We start from the raw sequence: 23,391 nt of genomic DNA, 5'->3' as shown, positions 1-23,391 counted from the left end.
CCCGCCCTCCCGCGCGCGGGCCTTGGTGCGGGGAGCGGCCGGGCGCGACGCCGCTCCCCGGGCGCTCATACGCCGAAGCGTCGCACCGTGCCCACGGCACTCTCACGGCTGAGGGGGGCCTGCTCCGGGACGACCCCTCCGGCTCCTTCGGCCCCACCGGCCCGCGGAGCACAGCGGAGGGCCTCGGCGAGCGCCGGTGTGGCCGGCGCCACCTCGCAGCGGCCACCGCCCGCGACAGCGGATGCGGCCCTGCACGCCACGAGGGAACTCCACAGCGCCAGCCGGAAGTCGGCCTCCTCGACCTCTTCGCCGCGCAGCAGCCTGGTCAGGGCCCGCATCTCCTCCGCATGTCCCTTCGGAGCCGCCCGGTAGACCGACTCCGTCCTCTTGCCCCGCCGCCACAGCGTCAGGGAGGCGAAGTCCTCGATCCTGGCGGCGACACCGTCGCAGGCCACCTCGACGAGTTCTTTGGGGGCGCCGGGCGGTGTGGTGCCGCCGTACACGATCGAAGCGGTCGACGAGTCGGCGTAGCGGATCTGCACGGTGACGCTCTGGGCCGCCACGGGGTCCCCACTGTCGACGCCCGTGGCCGTCACGCTCACGGGCCTGGCCCGTACGAGGAAGCCGGCGGTGTCGATGAAGTGGCAGACCTCGCCGAGCAGCCGGCCGCCCTGCCGCTGGTCGAAGTACCAGTGGCCGGCGGGCAGACGGCCGGCGAACACCCGGTGGACGACCTGGAGCGGCGCACCCTCGGGCAGAGCGGCCCGCAGGTCCCGTACGGCCGGTGAGAACCGGCGGTTGAAGCCGGCCAGCGCCGGTGCGCCGGAGCCGTTCCAGGCCGCCGCCAGCTCCTCCAGTTCCTGCTCCGTGAGCCCAAGAGGCTTCTCGCAGTACAACGCGGCGCCCGAGCGCAGCACTTCGGCCGCGTAACGGCCGTGACTGTCATGGCGGGAGAGCACCATGACGCAGTCGGCGTCGCCCGAGGCGAGTCCGTGCTCGGCGCTCTCCGCGACGGTCCGGAATTCCCACCGCTTGCCCTGCCGGACGGCGGTCAGACCCCGTGCGCTCGCCACCCAGGAGAACGTGACGCCCTGGTCCCGGTACAGATGAGGGAAGAGCATCTTCGTGGCGAAGTTCCCGGCCCCGATCGCGGCGATCCTCACCCGGCCGGCCGGCGGTGACCACTCGGCCGCCTTGTCGTGGCGCCGCGCCGGCTCGCTCACCTCGGCCGTACCGGGGTAGCGCAACAGCAGCGCGGGGCGCCGCCGCGGCCGTTCCGTGTTCAGGACGCGGTACGCCTCGGCGGCGTCCTCCACGGCGAAGACGCGCGGGTCGAGGCCCTCCAGGTCCAGCTGCGGCACCAGCCTGAGGACCTCGGCCAGGTTGCGGCGCTCGGTCCAGGGCGCGTATCCCTCGGGGTACTCCTCACCCCCTTCCTCGAAGCGGGGGTCGTACCGCCCCGGTCCGTACGAGCGGGAGTAACGGATCGACAGTTCCTTGTGGTAGTACGACGACCGGGGCGGTGCCACCTTGACGTCGCCGACGATGACCACGCCCGCCCGGTCACGCGCCAGGCTCCCGGCCAGCTCCACCGGATCGGTACTGGAGGTCGCCGCCGTCACCAGCACCGCATCCGCCCGCGCCCCGCCCCAGTGCCGCGCGACGGTACCGGGCAGGTCCTCCGTCGCCCGGGCGTAGGCGACGAATCCGCCGGCCCGGGCCGTGTCGACGGCCGCGAGGTCCTGGTCCACCCCGACCGTGTCGTACCCGTAGGCCCGCAGCAGCCGCAGGGTCAGCTGCCCCACCAGCCCGAGACCGATCACGGCGACACGGGACCCCGGAACCGCCTCGGCCTGGTGGATTCCCTGGAGTGCGATGGCACCCACGGTCGCGAACGCCGCCCAGCGGTCCTCCACACCGTCGGGCACGGGTACGACGAGGTTGCGGGGGACGGCCACGATCTCCGCGTGGGAGGCGTATCCGGCGCCGCCCGCGGCCACCCGCATGCCGGGCGAGATGTCGTCGACTCCCTCGCCGACCGCGATCACTTCGCCGGCGCACGAGTAACCGAGCGTCATGGGCCGGTCGAGCCGGTCCTGGACCATCCGGTACGTCTCCCGGATGCCCAGCTGCCGGGCCGTGCTGAGGACCTGACGCACCTGGTCGGGACGCTGCCGCGCCTTTCCGACAAGGCTGCTGGCGCCCGTCTCCAGCGTCGCCCGCTCGGTACCCGCGCTGATCAGCGAGTACGTCGTGCGGATCAGCACCATGCCCCACTGCACCGCCGGCGGCGGCATCTCGCCCACACTGATCGAACCGTCCCGGGCCGACAGCAGTACTGCCTTCACGTCACGCGCCTTTCGGAAGACCGGACGGCTCAGCCCGCCGTCCCGTATCGGTTGCGGGCTCTGCGCCCCGGGGCGCGGCGAGCGCACGGTACAGGTGCGTCAGCGTCCTGCTCTCCGTCTCCCAGGAGTACGCGGCCCGTGCGTTCACGGCGTTGCGCCGGAACGTCGGCAGCCCGGCCGCGGCCTCGCGCAGGGCCCGCGCGACCGACGCGGAACTCGCCGGATCGAACAGAACCCCCGTCGGGCCGGCCGGCCCCTCCAGCACCGCCCTGCGCACCTCGGGGAAGTCGCTCCCGACCACCGCAAGGCCGGCCATCAGGTACTCGAAGAGTTTGTTGGTGTCGCCCAGGTAGCAGTTCGGACCGGAGTCGGTGAGGGCGACCACGCCGACGTCCGCGCCGGCCGTGTACGACAGGAGCTCGTCCACCGGCACGGCGGGCAGAATCGCGGTCCGGTCCTCGATTCCGCACTCCGCGACCAGTTCACGCAGCTTGCGCACGGTGTCGTCGCTGCCGAAGCCGATCAGCACCCAGTGCCACTCGGGCAGCTCCCGCAACGCGGCCGCGACCGTGCGGAAGCAACGGGACTCGAGGTAGAAGCCCCCCTGGAAGATCAGCACCAGCCGTTCGCGCGGGATGCCCAGCCGGGCGCGGAGGTCCTTGGGCTCCATGCCGGGCCCGGGCGTCCGCGGATAGTTGCCGACGACGGTGGGGCGGCTGCCGTGAAGACGCTCCAGATACTCCGCACGCGATGGGTTGGTGGTGATCCGGGCCTGCGAGCGGCACCAGACCAGCCGCTCCCACCGTTCGATCAGCCGGCGCACCGGCCCCCGGTGCTTGCACGCCTCCAGCTCGTGGGCGTCGTAGACCAGCGCGGCACCGTGGCGTCGCGCCACCAGCAGCGCGGGCAGACTGAGGTGGAGGTTGTGGCAGTGCACGGCGTCCGGCCGTCCACGGGCCATGAGCAGCGCGGCCCGCGCCGCGCCGAGCCCCGCGCGGGCCAGCCGCAGCGGCCGGGGCAGATTCCGCGAGGGGAAAGGCACCACGTCGTAGCGGACGCCTTCCTCGACCGTGCTGCCGGCGCGCCGGACCCCGGAGTCGAAGCCCACGACCCGCACGTCGTGGCCGTCCGCGGCGAGCGCGGCGGCCTCCCGTCGTACGCGGGCGTCGCTGCGCAGGTCCGAGACGACGGCCATGAGGATCTTCATGTCGTCCGTGCTCCATCCGACATCCGGAACCGAAGCCCCCAGGAGACCGAGCCCCGCGTCCGTACGGCGGCGCGTAGCACCTGTGCGGTGGCGACGTGACCGTAGGCGGCGGACCACGGCGTCTCCTGGACGCCGAAGGACAGCCGGGGGCCCGACGTCTGACCGAGGATCACCGTCGTGCCGTCGGCCACCAGCAGGGTCGCGCCGTCGCGGCGCTCGGCGCGCACCCCCGGGGCCAGCGGAAGGCTGAGCACGAGGGTGTGCGGGGCACGGCAGTCGATGTGGTCGGTCACCGTCAGCCCTTCCCGGTCCAGGACGAACCGGCGGCGGTGCACGACGGGGTCGTCGAGCCGGCGGTATCCCTCGTGGACCGCCTCGAGGACCTGGCGGCCCGAGCCGTCTGCGTGGTGGTCCGTCACCCGGGGGCGGTCGTCGCTCCGCATGGTGAACAGCAGGGCGGGATCGAAGCGGTTCTGCTCCTGACCGTCCACTTCGACCGTGGCGTGGGAGCGGGTGGCGCGCAGCAGGTTCCGCACCTCGGGATCCGGTGTGTAGACCCCGGTCCCGGGGTCGGTGACGATCTCACGCCCGTCCGCACAGAAAACGAACGACAGCGTGTCGTTGTGACCGTGACCGCCGTTGCCGCGCTGCCCCACTCCACCGCACTCCGCGAGGCACCAGTACGGCCCCGCAGCGAGGACGTACCAGCCGGCGCCCGGGAAGGAGGCGGCCCGTGGCCGGGCCTGTGTCCGCCGCGGCGGTGCCCCGCACCACTGCGCCAGTTCGGGGCCCGCCGCCTCCGGGGACGGTTCCGCCTCCCGCACGGCCCCGGCCGCGGCGACCAGCGGGGCGGGGTCTCGCGGATTCCGTCCGGACTGAAGACCCACCACCAGACCGCTGTCGTCGTCGCCGAGGGCGGGCAGGAGTCCGCCGGGGCCGGTCAGCGCGGACAGCACCTCCACCGCCGCCGCGAGACGGTCGCAGACCTCGGACCGTACCGGCGCGCGCAGGCGGCGTAGCGCGAGCAGACCGAGGAGGACCAGCTCCGTCGACAGCCGGTGGTAGCCCGTGGACGCCTCGAAGTTGGAACCGTCCTCGTGGAACTGCTTGAGGATCTCCCGTTGGAGTCCGCTCCCGCCCATGCGGAGCCAGAGCCGGCCGGCGCGGCTGTGCCGCAGGGCCCCGCCCGCATGGACCAGACCGACGAGGTCGGCCAGATAGTGGTTGCTGGTCAGCCGCGGACCGTATTCCAGGTTGCCCGCGATGAACCATCCGTGGTCGCGGAGCATCCCTCCGGCCAGCGACGTGAAACCCGGATCGCCGAGGATCTCGGACGCCCACACCAGATTGGCGGCCCGGATCCCCGCCTCCATCGCGTTCGCCCAGTTGGGCCCGTACCCCACCGGGTTGGCCGCGGACCAGGAACGGAGCAGTTCCACCGCCCCGTCGCGGTACCGGGAGTCACCCGTGTACGCGAAGGCGCGCGCGAGGGCGGTCAGCCACTGGAGCCGGCCGATCTCCCACGGCACCTTGATGTCGGCGCGACCGGGGACGGGAGCGAGAAGACGGTGGTGCCGGTCGGGCCAGGTGAAACCGTGGACCGGATCGTGACGCCAGCCCCGCCCCTCGGTGTCGATTGTCACGGTGCCGTAGCCGAGGACCGCGAAGCCACCGTCGAGAGCCGCGTCCGCCTCGCGAAGGCATGCCTCCAGCTCCAACGGGCTCGGGCCGGCCTTCGGGCGGGTGTCGGCGCCACCGAGTACGAAGGGACGCCAGGTCTCCGGGGACGTCGGGCGGGCGCCGGCCCGCAGCTCCCGCCGATCCGCGAGCGCCCTCAGTCCGCCGCGCAGCGCACGCCAGCCCGCTTCGGCGGCGAGCACACCGGGCGGCAGGGCGGCCGCCGAGACGACCCGCCGTCGCAGACGGGCCGGACGCGAGGGCCCGGCGTACACGCGATCGGCATGCTCAGCGCGCCCCAACGCCGCACCTTCTCAGCATCCGGTCGGTCAACTCGTCCGCCGGCTCCCCTTCGACCCATACCCGGTGCCACACGGCGAAGTTGAGGATCGGCCACAGGAACCAGGCGTGGTGGCCCCGCCCGGCCCGGTGTTCGGCGACCATCCCGGCAACCGCCTCCGTCCGGAAGTAGTGCCGCATCGCGGGCGCCGTCAGCAGATCGACGAGCGCGTCCCCCATCGGACCGCGCAGCCAGTGCGCGATCGGGGCGCCGAACCCCTGCTTCGGCCGGTTCGTCACCCTCTCGGGCATGAGGTCCGCGAGTGCACGGCGCAGCACCACCTTGGTGCGGCCGCCGTCCAGCTTGTGATGCACGGGCAGCCGGTAGGCGTACTCCACCAGCTCCTGGTCCAGGAAGGGCACGCGGGCCTCGACGGAGTGCGCCATGGAGAACCGGTCGATGCGCATGAGCAGCAGCTCCGGCAGCCGGAGTGTGAACTCGTAGTGCTGGGTGTCGAACGCCACCGTCTGAAGGGCGTTCTCGCCACCGGTGAGCTGAGGTGGGATCAGTGGCGGGTCGTAGGTGCGCTCGACCAGCACCTCGGAGCGCAGGGAGGAGGGAATGCCGAGGGGGTAGTGCATCGGGAGCTGCCGGCCGCCGACCGCCCCCACGAGCAGGTCGAAGCCTCTGCGGCGCCGTGAACGCGGTACCGCGGCGGTGAGGATGCGGCGCGCGCCGGCGGGCAGCCGCTGGAGCAGCCGAAGCTCGCGCTGCCGTCGCATCGCCCGTACGTATCCCGGATATCCCCAGAACAGCTCGTCCGCGCCCTCACCGGCCAGCACCACGGGGACCCCGCGGCGCCGGGCGAGTGCGCAGACGAATCCCAGCGGCATGCAGACGGGGTCGGCGAGCGGCTCGTCCTGGTGGTGGACCATGGCCGTCAGCGATTCCAGGGCCTCCCGCGAAGACACCGTGACCTCGTGGTGGTCGGTCCCGAAATGCCGGGCCACCCAGCGCGCCTCGTCCCGTTCGTCCAGGCCGGGTGCGTCGGCGAAGCCCACGGAGAAGGTGGAGGTCCGGGCGGCTCGCTCGCGGAGCAGGGCGACCAGCGCGGTGGAGTCGAACCCTCCGCTGAGCAGGACCCCGACCGGGACGTCGCTCATCAGCCGCGCCTGCACCGACCTGTCCAGCAGGTTCCGCACCTGGGCGGAGGCGTCGGGCAGGGACACGTCCAGGAAGGAGCGCTCCGTGGTGACGTCCCGGTACCGCCAGGTACGGACTCCTTGTGCGTCGCATGTACCGGCCGTCCCGGGAGGCAGCTTGTCGATCCCCCGGTAGAGGGTCGCCGGGGAAGGCGCCACGAGGTTGGCGAGGTAGCTCTCCAGGACCGTCGTGTTGACCCCGGCGTCGACCCTCGGGTGGGCCAGCAGCGCCTTCGCCTCGGACGCGAACAGAAAGGTGCCGTGCCGAGCCGTCCAGTAGAGCGGCTTCTCCCCGAGCGGATCCCTGGCGAACAGCATCCGTGCCGCCTTCGGATCCCAGAGGGCGAAGGCGAACATGCCCCTCAGCAGGTCTACGCAGGCGTCGCCGTGGTGCCGGTAGGCGTGGAGGACGACCTCGGTGTCGCAGTCGGTGCGGAACCGGGCGCCCCGGGCTTCGAGATCACGGCGCAGCGCGGGGTAGTTGTAGATCTCGCCGTTGAAGACCAGGCACTCTCCGCCGTCGCCGAACATGGGCTGGGCGCCGTGAGCGAGGTCCACGACGGCCAGCCTGCGGTGGCCGAGGCCCACGCGGCGGTCCTCGCTGATGTGCACTCCGGCGCCGTCCGGTCCGCGATGGGTCAGCCTGTCGCGCATCCGGGTGACCGTGTCGGCCGTGACGCCCCCCACCGCACGCCCGTACTCGTAGATCCCCGTGATCCCGCACATGGTCAGCCCCTCTCCGTGGCAGGGTGGGTGGCCGGCAGGGACAGCCGGGAGAGGATCTGTTCGGCCCGCCGTTGCCAGGTGTGCCCGGCGAGCGCTTCCCGGCGTGCGGTGCGGCCGAGTGCCGCGCCGCGGTCGGGCAGGTCCAGTACGTGCCTGACGCCCTCGGCGAGGGACTCGGGGTCGCCGGGCTCGGTGAGCACCGCGGTGACGCCGTCCTTCAGCATTTCGCCGATCTGCTCCAGACGGCTGGCCACCACGGGCCTGCCGAGCGCCATGTACTCGAACAGCTTCGTCGGGGAGCCGAAGAAGGGACCGGTTCCCTTCCACACGTGCGGGGAGACGAGCACGTCACAGCGCGACAGAACCTCGAGGGCCTCGTCGTGCGGGAGGCTGCCGGTCCAGGTGATGCGGTCGCCGACGCCGAGCCGGTCGGCCATCCGCACGCACTCCCCGCGTCGTTCCCCGTCACCGATCAGGACCAGCCCGACGTCCGGCGGAAGGTGGCACAGGCTCTCGATCGCCACGTCCACCCCGTGCCAGTGCCCGAAACTGCCGACCCAGCCGAGCCGGGCCCCTTCGCGGGCCGGCAGCGGCGACGGCTCGGGGACGCCTGCCGCGTCGACCGCGTTGGCGACCACCTCCACCGTGCCGGGGTCGGCTCCGGCGTCGATCGCCATGGCCGCGGCGGGCCGCGAGACCGCCGCGACAAGACGCGCGCTCCTGACCGTGTGCCGCTCGTATCGCGCTCCGATGAGCTGGAAGACCCGTTTCAGGGGTGCTTCCCGGTACCAGTTCCGGTTCTCCCACACGACGGACGCGTTCCACTCGACCACCAGCGGAACGCCCAGGTGCCTGCTGACGTCGGCGCCCGCCCGCGACAGGAACGCGTTCCGCTCGTACACGAACGAGGGCGGCGTGCGCAGGGCGAGCGCCAGGGCCGCCTCACACATCCCGTCGTTCGCGGCCAGCTGGGCCGACTCGCGGATGAAACGCTCGCCGCGCGGCAGCGGCGCGGCGATCCGGACGAGGTCCACGGCCGCTCTCAGCTGCTCGGGCGGGCGGTCCTGGGTCACCAGCGCGACCCGCCAGCCCAGTTGCCGGAAACCGGTGAGGACCCCGGACACATGACTGACCGCCCCGCCGACCCCCACCTCCCCCGCATCCCGCCACAGGGCGAGGACCCACGCCCTGCCGGGTGGGACGGCCGGGGGGCGGGCCTGCGGCATACGTTCCTGATGCGGCACACGTTCCTGACGTGGCACCAGGTCACGCAGGACGCGGCGGCCGGCCGTGGCGGCGTCCCACGCACAGCGCACCGTCAGTGCCGCGCGGTTGCCGACGGGAAGGCACTCGCCGGGGCGGCTCATGTCGATGATGCACCGCTCACGCGCCGGCGCCAGCGCGAGAACGAGCTCGACCGGGGTCGCGAAGGGCCTGCGCGCCGGGTCCTTGCTGAGCAGCGCGACCGCCGAGATCCGCTGCCGGCGCAACTCGGCCCGGTATCCGCGGACGTCCCGGATGGCGTCGGACGCCGCCATGACCACGACCGGTTCCTGTCCGAGCAGTTCGGCGGCGGCACGCCTGACGCCGGGGACGCCGAAACGCGATTCGGTCAGAACCGCCCACCGCTGCCGGCCGTTCATATCACCTTGGTGATCAGGATGGGCAGTCAGTGGAACCTCCGAAAGGCGACCTGATGCAGTCCGATGGAAGCCAAGGTATTCCGGACCGCACACCGCGCCGCAACGCAACACAGCAAAGCGAAGGAGTGACAGCGAAAACGAATCGACGACGGAGCCGCACACCAGTAAATACGCCCTGCCGCACGCAACCGCCGATCGACTTGTATTCGCTCGACAACGGCCGGTCGATTTTCCTGCTCAGGCACCGCCTTTGAGTAGGATCTCGCCCATGAAAACCGAGGCCCGTGAAGCGGCGGGCGAACAATGGTCGGCAAACCCCGCGGGAACGAATCACGCAGTCGCAAAAGAGGGCACCAGAGAATTCTACGATCAAATGACCGGAAGCCGTTATCGGCTACAGCCCTGGCTGCCGAGTCTGCTGCGCTCGTGGGTGCCCCGGGGACGGGTGCTGGAAATCGGCTGCGGCGCCGGTACCGATCATTCGGTGATCGCGGGTATCGCCCGTGACACGGTCGCGATCGACCTTGCGGAGCGTGGGGCGCGTCTCACGCAGACACGGCTGAGGCTCGAGGGTCGGCCCGGTGTCGCACAGGTGGCCGACGCCGAGCGCATGCCCTTCCCCGACGAGTCCTTCGACGGGGTCTATTCGTTCGGCGTGCTGCACCACACCGACCATCCGGAGCAGGCCGTGGCCGAGATGCGGCGGGTCATGCGTCCGGGGGCGACGTTCATGGTCGCGCTCTACCACAGACACAGCATGTTCGCAGCGCAGAAGCTCCTGACCTACCTCATCGGCATGCGCTGGCGATCCCAGAGCTGGCGCGACTACCTGCCGGAACTCGAGTACGGAGCCGCCCGGCTGAAGAACCGGCCCCTGGTGCGCCTGTACAGCCGCGGCTCGGCCAAGCAGCTGTTCTCCGCGTTCCACGACGTGCGGGTGACCACCGAACATCCGGCGCTGTCCGGCCGCCTCCTGCCGCGCTGGCTGCGTCCCTTCGGCTGGTACGTCATCGTCACCGGCCGCCGGTGACCCAGCCCGGGCCAGGTTCCAGGCGGGCACCCGGCCCGGCCCCCGGACGCACCGCCGCGGTCCCCGGGGACGTCAGCGCCAGACACTGCGCGTGTCGAAGACGACCTTCCCCCTCAGCATCGTGCGCCTGACCCCGCGGAAGGCGTCGTGGTCGACGAGCAGGACGATCAGGTCCGACTCCTGGAGGGCGGCCTCGAGGTCCACCAGCTTCGCCTGTCCCGTGTCCGCCAGCACCGGCGGCAACTCGGTGATGTGCGGCTCGACCACCAGCAGACGGCCCACCCCCTGCCGGGCGAGTTCCGCCGTGATGTGCAGCGCGGGACTCTCGCGCAGATCGTCCACGTCGGCCTTGAACGCCAGCCCCAGGCAGGCGATGACCGGGTCCTTGAAACGCGCCGCGGTCTTCGACACCTCCGCGATCACATGAGCGGGCTTGGCGTCGTTGACCTGCCGGGCGGTTCTGATCAGCCGCGCCTGGTCGCCGGCCGCACTGACGATGAACCACGGATCGACGGCGATGCAGTGCCCTCCGACTCCCGGGCCCGGCTGGAGGATGTTCACCCTCGGGTGCCGGTTGGCGAGCGCGATCACATCGGTGGCGTCGATGCCCAGCTTGTCGCAGATCATCGACAGCTCGTTGGCGAAGGCGATGTTGACGTCGCGGAACGCGTTCTCGCTCAGCTTGGCCATCTCGGCGGTGGTGGCGTCCGTGACATGGCACCGCCCCCGGGCGAACAGCTCGTACAGCCCCCTCGCCCGCGCGCCGCAGCACTCGCTCACCCCGCCGATCAGACGGTCGTTGGTGACGATCTCGATCATGATCCTGCCCGGCAGGACGCGCTCGGGGCAGTGCGCGACATGCACGTCCGCGGCCGCGCCCGCACTGTGCGGGAAGGTCAGGTCCGGCCGCCGCTCGGCCAGCCACTGCGAGAGCCGCAGCGTCGTTCCCGGCGGCGACGTCGACTCCAGGACCACCAGCGCGCCGGGTTGCAGCACGTCGGCCACCGCGGCCGCCGCGTCCCGCACGCAGGACAGGTCCGGTTCGCGGTCATCGCCCACGGGAGTGGGGACGGCGATGATGAACGCGTCGGCGGGCTCGGCCTCGGCGGCGGCGCGCAGCCGTCCCATCGCCACCGCCCCGCTCACCGCGACGGCGAGGTCCGGTTCCACGAAGGGTGCCTGCCCGGCGTTGATCAGGTCGACCGTGGCCCGGTTGACGTCCACACCGACGACGTCCACCCCCTTGGTGGCCAGTGCGGCCGCGGTCGGCAGCCCGATGTATCCGAGTCCTACGACGGAGACAGTGCTGAACACACGCGTTCCTTTCGGGGGTACGACTCAGGGGTACGGCTCAGGAGGTCAGGGATACGAGTCAGGAGGTGACGACTCAGGAGGTGACGACTCAGGAGGTGACGACTCAGGGGGGTACGGCACTTCGTCACGCGGGAGCACGAAGGGCGGGGGACGTTCACCGCCGGGGGACGAGGAGGGCCGGGACGCCACGGCACTACCCGCGCGGGGTACGTCGTGCCACGGCCTCGCGGAGGACCAGCAGGACGAACGCGGTGTTGCCGACGAGATAGCGAGCGAACAGGCGCCGTGGCTCCTGCATGAGCCGAAAGGCCCATTCCAGGCCGGCGCCGCGCATCCACCGGGGCGCACGCGCCCTGAGCCCGGCCACCACGTCGAAGGACCCGCCGACGCCCACCGCCAGTCGGCAGTTCAGGTCGGCCAGGTGCCCGGCGAGGAAGTACTCCTTCCGCGGCGTCGGCACCGCGAGGAACAGCAGGTCGGGGCGGGCTTCGCGGACGGCGGCGACCACCTCCGGCTCCTGCCCGCCCGACCAGTAGCCGTCGCGGTATCCGACCACGTCCACTCCCCGGCTCGCCGCGATGGCCGCCACCCGGTGCACCACCGCGGGCTCGGCGCCGAGCAGGAAGACCCGGTAGCGTTCCCGCGCCGCGCGCTCCCACAGGGCCAGCATGAGATCGATACCGGCGACGCGTTCGGGAAGAGGACGCCCGAGCATCCGGCCCGCCCACACGACGGCCTGCCCGTCGGCGTTGACGAGTGAGCAGGAACGGATGATGCGCGCCAATTCGGGATCGCGCCGGGCCCTGACGATTTTCGCCGCGTTCACCGAGACATGCTGGTGAGGTCGCCCGTCGGCGATCAGCTCCTCGGCCGCGGCGACACTTTCCGCCAGAGTGAGCGCGTGCACCGGCACCCCGCAGACGGCAACCGGCACTTTCTCGCTCAAACGGCTCGACCGGTCCATCGGTGAGGGAACATTCTCTGGCCCCATGGCCTCCCCCTGGACAGTGGACGTGCCCGCCACGCTAGGTGCCTCTCGAGCCCAGAGGACCGCAAAGGGCGCGACCGGCCGCCATCGCAACTCGAATGGGCCACTGCGCGGCCACCACCCGCCTTTTCCCCGCCCGACGGACGACCGGTCACGAGACGGCCGGTCACAAAGAGCGGGAAGAGCGGACCTTTCCCCGCCGGGCGGACGACACCACGCCGGGAAAAGTCATGACGACCTGAAAGAGCGATTTCCTGCATCCGGCCGGCCGACCGACGCGCCTGCCTTCACGGCGGCCTCCGCACCACGCGATAGCCACAGCACATGCACCAGTGCGGCGACCCCCGAGCCGGAGGCGAAGCGTGAAACGGATCATGACCGTCTACGGCACACGCCCCGAAGCGATCAAGATGGCGCCCGTCGTCGAGGCACTGCGCGCATCGGACCACTTCGAGCCGCTGGTCGCCGTCACCGGGCAGCACCGGTCCATGCTCGATCAGGTCAACCGGCTCTTCGGCATCGAACCCGACCACGACCTGGGCATCCTCAGCGCCGGGCAGACCCTGACCGACATCACCACACGCACGCTGGAACGGCTCCGGCCCGTGCTCGACAAGGAGCAGCCGGACGCGGTGCTGGTACAGGGAGACACCACCACCACGCTCGCCGGGGCGCTGGCCGCCTTCTACCAGAAGACCCCCGTGGTCCATCTCGAGGCGGGGCTGCGGACGCGCAGCACGTACTCGCCCTACCCCGAGGAGATGAACCGCCGCCTCACCACCCGGCTGGCGGACCTGCATCTGGCGCCGACCAGCGGTGCACGCCACAACCTCCTGCGCGAGGGCGTCGACCAGCACTCGGTCGTGGTCACCGGCAACACGGTCATCGACGCCCTGCTCAGGACCCTGGACCGTACGGCCGGCCGGCTGTCCGACACCACCGTGCGATTTCTTGAGGCGGACCCCCGGCGCGTCCTGCTGGTCACGGCACACCGCCGTGAGTCCTGGGGCGAGGGCATGCAGTCCATCGGCGACGCCCTCGCCCGGCTGGCCACGCTCCACCCCGACCTGCTCGTGGTCTTCCCCATCCATCGCAACCCCGCCGTACGGGCCGCCGTCGTGCCCAAGGTCGCCGGGCTGGAGAACGTGAGGGTCGTAGAGCCGCTGGACTACGAGGGCTTCGCCCATCTGATGAACGGCGCCCACCTGATCCTCACCGACAGCGGCGGTGTCCAGGAGGAGGGACCGAGCCTCGGCAAGCCGGTCCTCGTGATGCGCGAGACCACCGAGCGCCCCGAAGGGGTGGCCGCCGGAACCGTGGCACTCGTCGGCACCGACACCGGCCGCATCGTCACGGAGGTGACCCGGCTGCTCCGTGACCCCGTGGCATACGCACGGATGGCGCAGGCCGTGAATCCGTACGGTGACGGACGCGCGGCGGAACGCACCGTCCAGGCCCTGGGGCACTGGTTCGGGCTGTGCGATGCCCCGGCGGACTTCACCGGGACCGCGGCCCTGGCCGCGGAGGAGCTTCCGGCACAGTCGCGCCGGTCCGACGCAATGGCCACGGGCCTGTGAAGGCCCCGAGCCCGGCCGTACACGAGCGGCGGTCTGCCCGTTGCACCGTACGGCGCAACCCGCGGCGGTCACTGAGACGTCCCTGATTCCCGCCTGACGGGCCCTTAGGGGATGTCACAGCTCGGCAGCAAAGCCGGGCCCGAGGCCCCGGGCCCCGCATGTAACCCTCCGGGAGCAGGTACGTTCGAAGACGTGGCTGGATTCAGGATCGGACGCGGCCGGGACAACCGCACTCAAGCGCGACCGCAACAACCCCCGTACGGACAGCAGGCGCCGCAGGGCCCGTCGTACGGCTACCCCTCCGCGCCGCAGCAGCAGTACGGCGGCGCACAGCCCTACGGAGGAGCACAGCCCCACGGCGGTCATCCGCAGTGGCGTGCGCAGGGCCAGGGCGAGCCGGAGTACTTCGGGGACGGCGGCGGTCAGGGCCATCCCCTGCCCAGGGACCCGTACGCGGCCAACAACCCGGGCCACACCCAGGCGTTCTCCGTCGGCGAGGACCCGTACGGCCAGGGCGAGACCTACCGCGCGGGCCAGTCCCCGGCGCCGCCCATCGGCCCGCCCCTGCACTGGAAGGAACTGCTGCGGGGCATCGTGCTGTCCCCGGCCCAGACGTTCCTCCGGATGCGGGACTACACGGTGTGGGCCCCGGCTCTGATCGTGACCTTCCTCTACGGCCTGCTGGCGGTCTTCGGCTTCGACGGCGCGCGCCAGGACGCGATCAACGCCACACTGTCGAGTGCGATCCCGATCGTCCTGACGACGGCCGTGGCGTTCGTCGTCAGCTCCTTCGTCCTGGGCGTGGTCACCCACACCCTGGCCCGCCAGCTCGGCGGCGACGGCGCCTGGCAGCCCACGGTGGGCCTCTCCATGCTGATCATGTCCATCACGGACGCGCCGCGCCTGGTCGTCGCGATGTTCCTCGGCGGCGACGCACCCTTCGTGCAGGTCCTGGGCTGGGCGACCTGGGTGGCGGCGGGCGCGCTGCTGACCCAGATGGTCTCCAGGTCCCACGATCTGCCGTGGCCGAAGGCGCTGGGCGCGTCGGCGATCCAGCTGATCGCGATCCTGTCCATCGTCAAGCTGGGCACGTTCTAGCAGTCGCCGGGCGCCGAGGACCGCCACGTCCCGCGCACCGCGCACGAGGCCCCGGCGCGCCGGGGCCTCGTGCGTGACCTCTCTCGGTCATCCTCGCTGGGGCCTCGCCGCCGCCGGCACATCAGCTGGACTGGGCGCAGATGGCGTAGGCAGTGATCGGGAAGGTGATGTTGGTGCGGTTGCGGTAGGTACCCTCCCAGGCGGTGGTGCCGATGGGCTTGGTCTCGTAGAGCCAGACATCGTTGCTGATGAACGTGTTGGTGCCGATGCCCCCGCCTACGACCACCGACCCGGCCGGACAGTTCGCCGTGGACGAGCAGAAGGTGTCGGGCCCGCATTGCTCGGTGTGGGAAACCTGAACGAATGTGGTGGTGGTGCCGCATTTCTTCCCGCCGCCCAGTACATGCGAACGACGGTCGGCGAGGAGACGTTTGCCGCAGCGGTCGCCCTCCGCGGCCGGTGCCGCGGTCACCCGGGATGCCTTCTGATGAGCGCCGGTGGCCGCCGCGGCCGGGGTGGCCAGGCCGACGGCGAACAAGGCCAGCAGGGCCATGAGGCCGCCGGTCAGCAGGCTCGTAGAGCGGGGAAGGCGCCCGTAACGGGGTTCAGCACACATGAACGACCTGCTTTCTGCCTCAAGCCGTGCCCTGCTCGCGGCGAGCCAGGGGCCTTTCCGGGCGGACGGCCTCCCTCATGATGCGATCACCTCGGAAGAGGCCGGGACCGACATGCCGGATCATCGTCTCAATGGCCCATGCACCGACGACGGGGCAGCTCCGTCGCGCCGCGCCGGCCCGCCGGACGGGAGATCCACGCGCGCCCACTGGTGGATAGGGCCGGTGGCCATGAGTCGATCACCGTATAGCGCGGCCACGGTCAGAACAGTGCCTCCGGCGGGGGATCGGCCGGCACCGGGATGGAGGGGGCGCCGTCGCCGACCGCGGGTCCGTCGTGGCGGATGCCGGGGGCTCCCATCCCGCACACCATCGACCCAGGCAAAGCCGAGCAGACGCGGCCCCTGGCGTCCATGTCGTACGTACAGTGGCGCGCTCCACCTGGACGCCGGGAACCACGCCCGCTCCACGGTGTGTGGGTCGACGGCGTACGGGATGGGAGCTGGGGTCAGTGGTGGGTTTAGAGGGTATGTGCCATGGTCGGCCCCAGCGCTTTGCCCCGATCGGTCTCATCCTGTACGAGCAGGGACAGCAGGGAGGCTACGGAGAGGCCGGCTTCTGCCGGATGGCGCAGCACCTTGTCGGGCTCGATGCGGTAAGTGTTCGTGCGCCCGTCCCGAATGCGGGAGAGGTAACCGTCCTGCTCAAGATCGGAGATGATGCGCTGGACGGCGCGCTCCGTGAGCCGGCAGTGGGCAGCGATGTCGCGGATCCGGACGTTCGGGTTGTCGGCGATGGCCGCCAGTACGCGCGCGTGGCTGGTGATGAACGTCCATCCGCTGTGAGGTTCGGGCACTCCAACCATGCCCAGCATCTTAGAGGGCCCTTATTGACGAAGCCAGATACATGACATACTTTTCCGGTAACTGATGGCGTGCTCCGCGCCGAGGAGCAGCGATAAGGAGCTTCGAAGGTGTCCTGGAATGAGGCCGTCATGCCAAAGCTCATGAGTAGCGCTGGTGCCAAGCAGTGGTCGGGCCACGTCAGCGGGCCTGACCTGGCGACTGCGGTGCATCAGTACGAGTGCTGTGGCGCCTGGGTGGTCGCCCCTCACGGCTCCTACGACATGCACTCGATCCCGCCTCTGGCGGCCGTACTGGACGCCGCCGTCAGGAAGCACCCGAAAGTGATCCTGGACGCCTCCAGCGTCGACTTCGCGGACTCGTCGTTCCTCAACCTGTTGATCCTTGCCCACCAAACGGGCACCCTGCGCGTGGCCGCGCCGCCGGAGCAGCTTCAGCGCCTGTTCGAGATCACCGGAACCGACACCGTGCTGGAGATTCGAGAGACCGTGAACGACGCCGCCGTCTCCTGAGCCCTCTCCACCCAAAGAGCCGCACCCAAGCCGACTGGCAACCTGACAACAGAACCACCAGCCCTGCTGTCAGGCCGTCTCTGGCAGCACGCAATGTCAAGCCTGCCCCCGCCACCTGACACCAACAGGTGCGGACACCAGCGGTCAGGGACGACCTTCAGCGCATGCGTTCCTGAGGAATAGTGGGCGGTTGACCTATGTCGGGGCCCCAGCCTCGATCTACAGAGCCTCCTTCGAGGGCGTGATCGGCTCTCCCGACTTACGTACTGGAGGCAAAACGCTCCATGGGAAGTTGATCCAGTCGTCAGTGCGCTTCCAGACGTACTCGCACTTCACGAGCGACTGGGACTTCTCATAGATCACCGCGGAGCGGACCTCGGCGACGGTTTCGAGGCAGAAGTCGTGGACCAGCTTCAGGGTCTTGCCGGTGTCGGCAACGTCATCGGCGATCAGGACCTTCTTGTCGGTGAAGTCGATCGCATTGGGGACGGGGGCGAGCATGACCGGCATTTCGAGGGTGGTGCCCACACCGGTATAGAACTCGACGTTGACCAGATGGATGTTCTTGCAGTCCAGGGCGTACGCGAGCCCGCCGGCCACGAAGACGCCGCCGCGCGCGATGCTGAGCACGACGTCCGGCTCGTAGCCGTCGTCGGCGATGGTCTGGGCGAGCTCGCGGACGGCACGTCCGAACGCCTCGTAGGTCAGGTTCTCCCGTACGTCGGCCATGTCCGCACTCACACCTGGGTCCGATGGAAGTTCACGAAGGAGCGGGAGGCGGTGGGCCCGCGCTGCCCCTGGTAGCGGGAGCCGTAGCGCTCACTGCCGTACGGGAACTCGGCCGGCGAGCTGAGCCGGAACATGCACAGCTGGCCGATCTTCATGCCCGGCCAGAGCTTGATCGGGAGGGTGGCGAGGTTGGACAGCTCGAGCGTGACGTGCCCGGAGAACCCGGGGTCGATGAACCCGGCGGTGGAGTGGGTCACCAGTCCGAGCCGCCCGAGGGAGCTCTTCCCCTCGAGCCGTGACGCAAGATCGTCGGGCAGCGTGATGACCTCGTACGTCGAGGCGAGCACGAACTCCCCGGGATGCAGGATGAACGGCTCGTCGCCCTCGGGCTCGACGAGACGCGTCAGGTCGACCTGCTCGATAGAGGGGTCGATATGGGGGTATTTGTGGTTCTCGAACACCCGGAAGTAGCGGTCGAGCCGCACGTCGATGCTCGAGGGCTGCACCATGGTCGGATCGTACGGGTCGATCTTGACCCGCCCCTTGTCGATCTCGGTCCGGATGTCCTTGTCTGAGAGAAGCACGTCCCGAGAATACGCAAGGCGCGTGGAGTCGCCCCAATCATGACGACTCCACGCGCCTGTGACGTCTACCGCTGCTGCTTCTCCATGGCCACAGGGACCACACTGCGGAGCCGGGTGCAGCGCGGGCACCGGACGAGCCGGCCGGGCCCGAGGCGCTCGGCCTGCTGCATCGGGAACGAAGCGGTACTGAACACGTGCCCCTCGGCACATCGGACGACGGTGCGCTCCATCAAGTCCTCTGAGTCCCTTCCCCAAGAGCCTTCGCCATCACATCACGACGGACGGCGAAAGCCACATTACGGGATCAAAGGGACGGCCCTCCAGGCGGCACTCCGACCGCGCGGGACCGCTCTCCGCTCCCCTCACCGTACGCCCCAACTCCTGTCCCCCGCAGCCGGATCCACACCCCGAAACGACGGCGGACCCCACGGCTGCGACACCGGGGGTCCGACATGGGGTAGAGTGAGCGGGCGTTCGGACACCGGGCTGAACCGGCGTCTTACGCGGGTGTAGTTTAATGGTAGAACATCAGCTTCCCAAGCTGAGAGCGCGAGTTCGATTCTCGTCACCCGCTCCATGCGAAACCCCCAGGCCAGCGGCCCGGGGGTTCTTTGTTGTCTAGACCAATGGGTGGGCAGCGCACCACATCCGCACCACCAGGCCGTCGCCAGGTGCCGGTGGGCTTGGCGCCCGAGCGGGTCGACAGGGTTGTGTCGGGTGTGACGAAGGTCGTAAGAACGGAAGCCCTCCGGGACTCCGACGGCGGCGCGCGCACGCCGCCGCTTCCGGCCGAAGGAGGTCCGCCGGAAGGGCAGGTCGGGCCGGGAGCGCGCTTGCCATTGGTCCGCTCCGGCTCGGCGACGCGGACGCAGACAACCAGGTTGTCGAGGTGGACGTCCCGGCGGCGGAGGCCGGCCAGCTCCTCGGGGCGCATCGGACCGTACGCGCCGAGGCAGACCATGAGGCGCCGGCGGATACCGATCGCGTCGGCGAGGGCGTCGACCTGCGCCACAGTGGCGATACGCCGTCGGGTAGCCGACTCCTTTTCTGGACCCTTGATTCGGCATGGGTTGCGGCTGAACAGGTCGTCGTCGACGGCTGTCTCCACAATGCCCTTGAGGAGGCGGTACGCCTTGGCGACGGTCCTGTTCGCTTGGGTGGTGCAAGCCTCAGCATGAAGCGAGGTCGCGGGCGGACACGAGGGTATCGGGGTGGTCCTCGCCCAGGACCCGCCGACGCCGCTCCAACGTGTCCTCGTGCATACGGCGGGCCTCGGGATGATGGCCCAGGTTGTGCAGGGTGACGGCGAGGCTGTGGGCGGAGCGCAGGGTGTCGGGGTGGTCCTGGCCCAGGACCCGCCGACGCCGCTCCAACGTGTCCTCGTCCATGCGACGGGCCTCGGCCTCATGGCCCAGGGTGGCCAGGGTGATGGCGAGGCTGTGGGCGGAGCGCAGGGTGTCGGAGTGGTCCTGGCCCAGGACCCGCCGACGCCGCTCCAACGTGTCCTCGTGCATACGGCGGGCCTCGGGGTAATCGCCCAGGTTGTGCAGGGTGACCGCGAGTTCGTGGGCGGAGCGCAAGGTGTCGGGGTGGTCCTCGCCCAGAACCCGCCCACGCCGCTCCAACGTGTCCTCGTGCATGCGGCGGGCCTCGGGGTAATCGCCCAGGTTGTGCAAGGTGACCGCGAGTTCGTGGGCGGAGCGCAAGGTGTCGGGGTGGTCCTCGCCCAGGACCCGCCGACGCCGCTCCAACGTGTCCTCGCCCATGCGGCGGGCCTCGGGATGATGGCCCAGGGTGGCCAGGGTGATGGCAAGGCTGTGGGCGGAGTGCAGGGTGTCGGGGTGATCCTCACCCAGAACCCGCCGACGCCGCTCCAACGTGTCCTCGACCATGCGACGGGCCTCGGGATGATGACCCAGGTTGCACAGGGTGACCGCGAGGCCGTAGGCGGAGTGCAGGGTGTCGGGGTGGTCCTCACCCAGAACCCGCCGACGCCGCTCCAACGTGTCCTCGACCATGCGGCGGGCCTCGGCATGATGGCCCAGGTTGTACAGGGTGACCGCGAATTCGTGGGCGGAGACGAGGGTGTCGGGGTGGTCCTCACCCAGAACCCGCCGACGCCGCTCCAACGTGTCCTCGACCATGCGGCGGGCCTCGGCGTACGAGGCGAGGCCGTCAAGCGCCTCGCTCAGCATATGTGCAGCACCCAGGGTTTCCGGGTGGTCCTCGCCCAGGGAGGCGGCCCACGCATGGTGGAGCGCCTGAGCAAGATCACGCGCTGCTTTCGGCTGTGCGCTCACAACGAGGTATTGGGCGGCCTTGAGCAGAGTCGATCGCAGATCGGAGCGGTCGCCCAGGGTGTGCCGGGCCGCGATGAGATGTGGGGTCAGCACGGCCCATTGCGGCCACGTCTCGGGGAGTTCGGGGTCGCCGGGTTCAGCGGCGGTCAGGAGCGCTGCGAGATCGCCCTGGATCGCGGGGGCGTCGGGACCTGTCTGCTCACGCAAGATGGCCTGGGTCAGTCGGTGGACCTGGACCGTTTCATAGCCGGCAGAGACCAAGCCGTAGCGAGCCAGAGGCTTGATGGCGGTCTGCGGCCACAGTGGGTCACTCGGCTCACCGGGGACGGTGGTCATCCGGCTGCGCGCGGCGACCAGCCAGCCGGTGGGGATGTGTTCGGGTCCGAGGTAAGCCAGGAGGCGCAGCAGCGACATGGCTTGCGGGTGGCCGTCGCTGAGGCTCTTGGTGGCGATGGTGACGGTCGCTTCCAAGGAGGCGTGTCCGGGATCGTCGCCTTGAGCGAGCAGCTGGGCGGTATGGGTTTTGAGTTGCTTGCGGTAGCTGGCCAGCGGCATGCCGTCGCGTAGGACACCTGCGGCTTGGGCCAGGGCGAGAGCGAGGTCTCCCAGGGCATGTGCCAGGGAATCGGCCCGCTCGGGAGTGAGGGTGGGAAGGCGGCTGATCAGGTAGGCCACGGAGTCCTGGCGGGTGAAGACGTCCAGAGGCAATCCCGGAACGACCACGTCCCACCTCGGGTTGCGGGAGGTGATCAGAACGTGCCCACTCCCGTCGGGCAGCCAAGCTCTCAGCCGTTCCGGGTCCTCGGCGTTGTCCAGGATGATCAACCAGCGATCCAACGTCTGCAAATGCCTTACCACGGTGCGCGCGTTGGTTTCGAGGTCGACGTCGGGCTTGGCGACATCCAGGCGTGTGGCCAGCTCGGCGTAGTGCTGAGAAACCTGCTCAGCCTGCTCGGCGTCGATCCACCACACCAGGTCGTACTGGCCCGCGAAGCGGTGCGCATACTCCAGCGCCACCTGCGTCTTGCCGATACCGCCCATCCCGTGCACAGCCTGCACGGCGGCGTGCTGCTCGGCGAGCAGCTTGCTGCGCAGGCTGTCGATGACCGCCTCACGGCCGGTGAAGTGCGGATTGCGTCGCCGCACGTTCCAAATCGCAGGCAGACCCGTACTGGAGGGAAAACGGGGCCGCACTTCAGGTCCCGCCGCGGAAGGCACGGAAACAGTCGGCGCCGCCGCACCGGGAAAGGCCGGCGCGCTCGTCGCAGGCATGGGGCCACGTACCGCCTCCACCAGCGCGGCGACGGCCGTCACCTCATCGAGGCCATGCAGTTCCTTCCGGATCCGCGGTGCCAGGATCGGCGGTAACTCGCTCGCCTCCAAGGGGCGGATGACCACGGGGACGAAGCGTTCACGACGAGCCACGGCCGCCGTCCACTCCTCCTCGGTGTACCGCCCCTCGGCAAAGTAGGAAGGCGAGAGCAGGGCCACGACCGCGGTGGCCTTCGCCAGAGCCGTGCTCATCCTCTTCACGAAGTCGTCGCCGGTACGCCAGTGCCACACATCGAGCTCGACCGCGTAGCCGGCTTCTCCCAGGTGCCACGCGGCCCACTCGGCCCACTGCCGGTCCGGGCCCGCATAGCTGACGAACACCGAATCCGAACCATTGATCACAGACGTTCCCCCCGTCCCCCGCGGCGACGACGAGCACGCCCTACCGTGCCGCCGCACCATACATAGCGTGCAACCGCTACGACACGGCTGAAAACCCGTCGGTAGCATCCGGTGACGTAGCCGTGCCGTGCGGTACAGCGAAGTACAGCAACCCCACCGACCATGAGTGGGTGGTCGAAACTGGCCACCGCTGCCCCCGCCCCGACTGAGCAGAGTCCTCGTGGCGTTGCGGCCTCCTGTCGACAACCTCCCCCGCGCTGACCATGATTGAGGAATGTCCGAGTTCAGTTGGCCGGACCGCTCCCCGGTGCCGGCCTCGGATGTCATAGGCCGGAGCCGGCCAGCAACAGTCTCCGCACTGCCTCTTGGATCTCACGTCAGCGGACGGGTCGTCGGCCGACAGCCGTTCGGCGTCTTCCTCCTCCTCGATGGCGTGCCGAATGCGGTCGGCCTTGCCGAGATCACCGCCATGCCTCACCACATGGAGCCGCCTGCCTTGGGCGCCATCGTCGCCGGTGAGGGGATCCGGCACGCGGACCACACCGTCAGGTGAAGATCCGCCTCGATGAACGGCACGTGCCCGGCTGATCACCTCCTGGTCGCCGCGGCTCTGCACCACTACCGCACCAGATCGAGCGGCGAGCAGCGGGGAACCACGGTGAAAGCGGCCGAGCCCGGAACGAGCAGGGGCCGAACGTTCGACCAGGTCGGACCCCTCCGGCATGAAGGCCCAGGTCAAAGACCCGGGCCTTGTTGTTGTGTGCGGTGGTCAGCACTCGCGTGCCCGAAGAGCATCAGAGTCGCACCACACGGGCTCCCCATGCTTCGCGCACGCCAGTGGGGAAGTCGGCTCGCACGGCCACCGGGATCGGGCGGCCTGCAAGCCGGCCGGACCGCCGGTGGTCATGGTACGCACGGCCACCCTTGCCCGGCATACCCTTCAGAAGAGGGCCGCCGTGGAAACGCGCCGCAGCCCCGCACCTCACCCGGTGTGTCGGGGGGTGGCCGGTTTCGTGGTTCGTACC

Annotated in this window: 16 protein-coding genes, 1 tRNA gene and 1 pseudogene; 5 read left to right on the top strand and 13 right to left on the bottom strand. The window is 70.2% G+C overall.

Going from position 1 to position 23,391, the window contains the following annotated elements; all coding sequences use genetic code 11:
* Positions 1-65 precede the first annotated feature (65 nt).
* From ABZ876_RS05910 to ABZ876_RS05890, 5 genes are read right to left on the bottom strand one after another with little or no spacing between them, the layout of a single operon-like run.
* Positions 66-2,348, bottom strand: a complete 2,283-nt coding sequence (locus ABZ876_RS05910; protein ID WP_361774844.1) for a bi-domain-containing oxidoreductase — start codon at positions 2,346-2,348, stop codon at positions 66-68.
* A 1-nt stretch (position 2,349) separates the two neighbouring features.
* Positions 2,350-3,555, bottom strand: coding sequence for a glycosyltransferase (locus ABZ876_RS05905; RefSeq protein WP_361774841.1), 1,206 nt, complete (start codon positions 3,553-3,555; stop codon positions 2,350-2,352).
* Complete coding sequence (locus tag ABZ876_RS05900; RefSeq protein WP_361774838.1) at positions 3,552-5,534, bottom strand: alginate lyase family protein; 1,983 nt, start codon at positions 5,532-5,534, stop codon at positions 3,552-3,554. Before ABZ876_RS05900 ends, ABZ876_RS05905 begins: the two co-directional genes overlap by 4 nt.
* Positions 5,521-7,440, bottom strand: coding sequence for an asparagine synthase (glutamine-hydrolyzing) (gene asnB, locus ABZ876_RS05895; RefSeq protein WP_361774835.1), 1,920 nt, complete (start codon positions 7,438-7,440; stop codon positions 5,521-5,523). Before asnB ends, ABZ876_RS05900 begins: the two co-directional genes overlap by 14 nt.
* Positions 7,441-7,442: 2 nt before the next feature.
* Entirely contained in the window at positions 7,443-9,083 is a 1,641-nt protein-coding gene (locus ABZ876_RS05890; RefSeq protein ID WP_361774832.1) for a glycosyltransferase, read from the bottom strand.
* A gap of 268 nt (positions 9,084-9,351) precedes the next feature.
* On the opposite strand from ABZ876_RS05890, the gene ABZ876_RS05885 reads away from it, so the two are divergent.
* Positions 9,352-10,113 (top strand): class I SAM-dependent methyltransferase, encoded by a 762-nt coding sequence (locus ABZ876_RS05885; RefSeq protein WP_361774829.1) that lies wholly within the window; start codon positions 9,352-9,354, stop codon positions 10,111-10,113.
* A gap of 72 nt (positions 10,114-10,185) precedes the next feature.
* Here the strand turns inward: ABZ876_RS05885 and wecC are convergent, their stop codons facing one another.
* Together wecC and ABZ876_RS05875 are read right to left on the bottom strand one after the other, a co-directional pair.
* Complete coding sequence (gene wecC, locus ABZ876_RS05880; protein ID WP_361774826.1) at positions 10,186-11,427, bottom strand: UDP-N-acetyl-D-mannosamine dehydrogenase; 1,242 nt, start codon at positions 11,425-11,427, stop codon at positions 10,186-10,188.
* A 193-nt stretch (positions 11,428-11,620) separates the two neighbouring features.
* The gene (locus ABZ876_RS05875) at positions 11,621-12,373 is read right to left on the bottom strand and encodes a WecB/TagA/CpsF family glycosyltransferase (RefSeq protein ID WP_361774823.1); all 753 of its coding nucleotides are present in this window, start codon (positions 12,371-12,373) and stop codon (positions 11,621-11,623) included.
* 404 nt (positions 12,374-12,777) lie between these two features.
* Here ABZ876_RS05875 and wecB point away from each other — a divergent pair, with 404 nt between their 5' ends.
* Positions 12,778-13,992 carry a UDP-N-acetylglucosamine 2-epimerase (non-hydrolyzing) gene (gene wecB, locus ABZ876_RS05870; protein ID WP_361774820.1) on the top strand — a complete coding sequence of 405 codons (1,215 nt, stop codon included), beginning with the start codon at positions 12,778-12,780 and terminating at the stop codon, positions 13,990-13,992.
* 111 nt (positions 13,993-14,103) lie between these two features.
* Positions 14,104-15,090, top strand: a complete 987-nt coding sequence (locus ABZ876_RS05865) for a YIP1 family protein (protein WP_361774817.1) — start codon at positions 14,104-14,106, stop codon at positions 15,088-15,090.
* A 121-nt stretch (positions 15,091-15,211) separates the two neighbouring features.
* Here the strand turns inward: ABZ876_RS05865 and ABZ876_RS05860 are convergent, their stop codons facing one another.
* Positions 15,212-15,706: a kelch repeat-containing protein gene (locus ABZ876_RS05860; protein ID WP_361774814.1), complete on the bottom strand. Its 495-nt coding sequence runs from the start codon at positions 15,704-15,706 to the stop codon at positions 15,212-15,214.
* 518 nt (positions 15,707-16,224) lie between these two features.
* Complete coding sequence (locus ABZ876_RS05855) at positions 16,225-16,569, bottom strand: helix-turn-helix domain-containing protein (protein WP_361774811.1); 345 nt, start codon at positions 16,567-16,569, stop codon at positions 16,225-16,227.
* 141 nt (positions 16,570-16,710) lie between these two features.
* On the opposite strand from ABZ876_RS05855, the gene ABZ876_RS05850 reads away from it, so the two are divergent.
* The gene (locus ABZ876_RS05850; protein ID WP_361774808.1) at positions 16,711-17,079 is read left to right on the top strand and encodes an STAS domain-containing protein; all 369 of its coding nucleotides are present in this window, start codon (positions 16,711-16,713) and stop codon (positions 17,077-17,079) included.
* A 219-nt stretch (positions 17,080-17,298) separates the two neighbouring features.
* Here the strand turns inward: ABZ876_RS05850 and ABZ876_RS05845 are convergent, their stop codons facing one another.
* Both ABZ876_RS05845 and dcd read right to left on the bottom strand, forming a co-directional pair.
* Positions 17,299-17,808 (bottom strand): phosphoribosyltransferase, encoded by a 510-nt coding sequence (locus ABZ876_RS05845; protein ID WP_361774805.1) that lies wholly within the window; start codon positions 17,806-17,808, stop codon positions 17,299-17,301.
* 8 nt (positions 17,809-17,816) lie between these two features.
* Positions 17,817-18,392: a dCTP deaminase gene (gene dcd / locus ABZ876_RS05840; protein ID WP_361774802.1), complete on the bottom strand. Its 576-nt coding sequence runs from the start codon at positions 18,390-18,392 to the stop codon at positions 17,817-17,819.
* Positions 18,393-18,895: 503 nt separating this feature from the next.
* Between dcd and ABZ876_RS05835 the strand changes: the two genes are divergently transcribed.
* Positions 18,896-18,969: transfer RNA gene (locus ABZ876_RS05835), tRNA-Gly, on the top strand.
* A gap of 108 nt (positions 18,970-19,077) precedes the next feature.
* Here ABZ876_RS05835 and ABZ876_RS05830 read toward each other — a convergent pair.
* A pseudogene (locus tag ABZ876_RS05830) lies at positions 19,078-19,536 on the bottom strand (site-specific integrase); the annotation flags it as partial.
* Positions 19,537-19,561: 25 nt separating this feature from the next.
* Positions 19,562-22,366 (bottom strand): FxSxx-COOH system tetratricopeptide repeat protein, encoded by a 2,805-nt coding sequence (gene fxsT / locus ABZ876_RS05825; protein WP_361774799.1) that lies wholly within the window; start codon positions 22,364-22,366, stop codon positions 19,562-19,564.
* Positions 22,367-23,391 lie beyond the last annotated feature (1,025 nt).

This window comes from Streptomyces sp. NPDC046931 (assembly GCF_040644655.1).
GTDB lineage: Bacteria > Actinomycetota > Actinomycetes > Streptomycetales > Streptomycetaceae > Streptomyces.
The sequence above is the reverse complement of the archived record's forward strand: the minus strand, read 5'-3'. Positions and strand labels throughout refer to the sequence as shown.

What these genes read in the sequence shown, in the direction of transcription:
- ABZ876_RS05905 (WP_361774841.1), bottom strand. Translation starts at nt 3,555, where the DNA reads ATGAAGATCCTCATGGCCGTCGTCTCGGACCTGCGCAGCGACGCCCGC.
- asnB (WP_361774835.1), bottom strand. Translation starts at nt 7,440, where the DNA reads ATGTGCGGGATCACGGGGATCTACGAGTACGGGCGTGCGGTGGGGGGC.
- ABZ876_RS05890 (WP_361774832.1), bottom strand. Translation starts at nt 9,083, where the DNA reads ATGAACGGCCGGCAGCGGTGGGCGGTTCTGACCGAATCGCGTTTCGGC.
- ABZ876_RS05885 (WP_361774829.1), top strand. Translation starts at nt 9,352, where the DNA reads ATGAAAACCGAGGCCCGTGAAGCGGCGGGCGAACAATGGTCGGCAAAC.
- ABZ876_RS05865 (WP_361774817.1), top strand. Translation starts at nt 14,104, where the DNA reads ATGTCACAGCTCGGCAGCAAAGCCGGGCCCGAGGCCCCGGGCCCCGCA.
- ABZ876_RS05860 (WP_361774814.1), bottom strand. Translation starts at nt 15,706, where the DNA reads ATGTGTGCTGAACCCCGTTACGGGCGCCTTCCCCGCTCTACGAGCCTG.
- ABZ876_RS05855 (WP_361774811.1), bottom strand. Translation starts at nt 16,569, where the DNA reads ATGGTTGGAGTGCCCGAACCTCACAGCGGATGGACGTTCATCACCAGC.
- ABZ876_RS05850 (WP_361774808.1), top strand. Translation starts at nt 16,711, where the DNA reads ATGAGTAGCGCTGGTGCCAAGCAGTGGTCGGGCCACGTCAGCGGGCCT.
- ABZ876_RS05845 (WP_361774805.1), bottom strand. Translation starts at nt 17,808, where the DNA reads ATGGCCGACGTACGGGAGAACCTGACCTACGAGGCGTTCGGACGTGCC.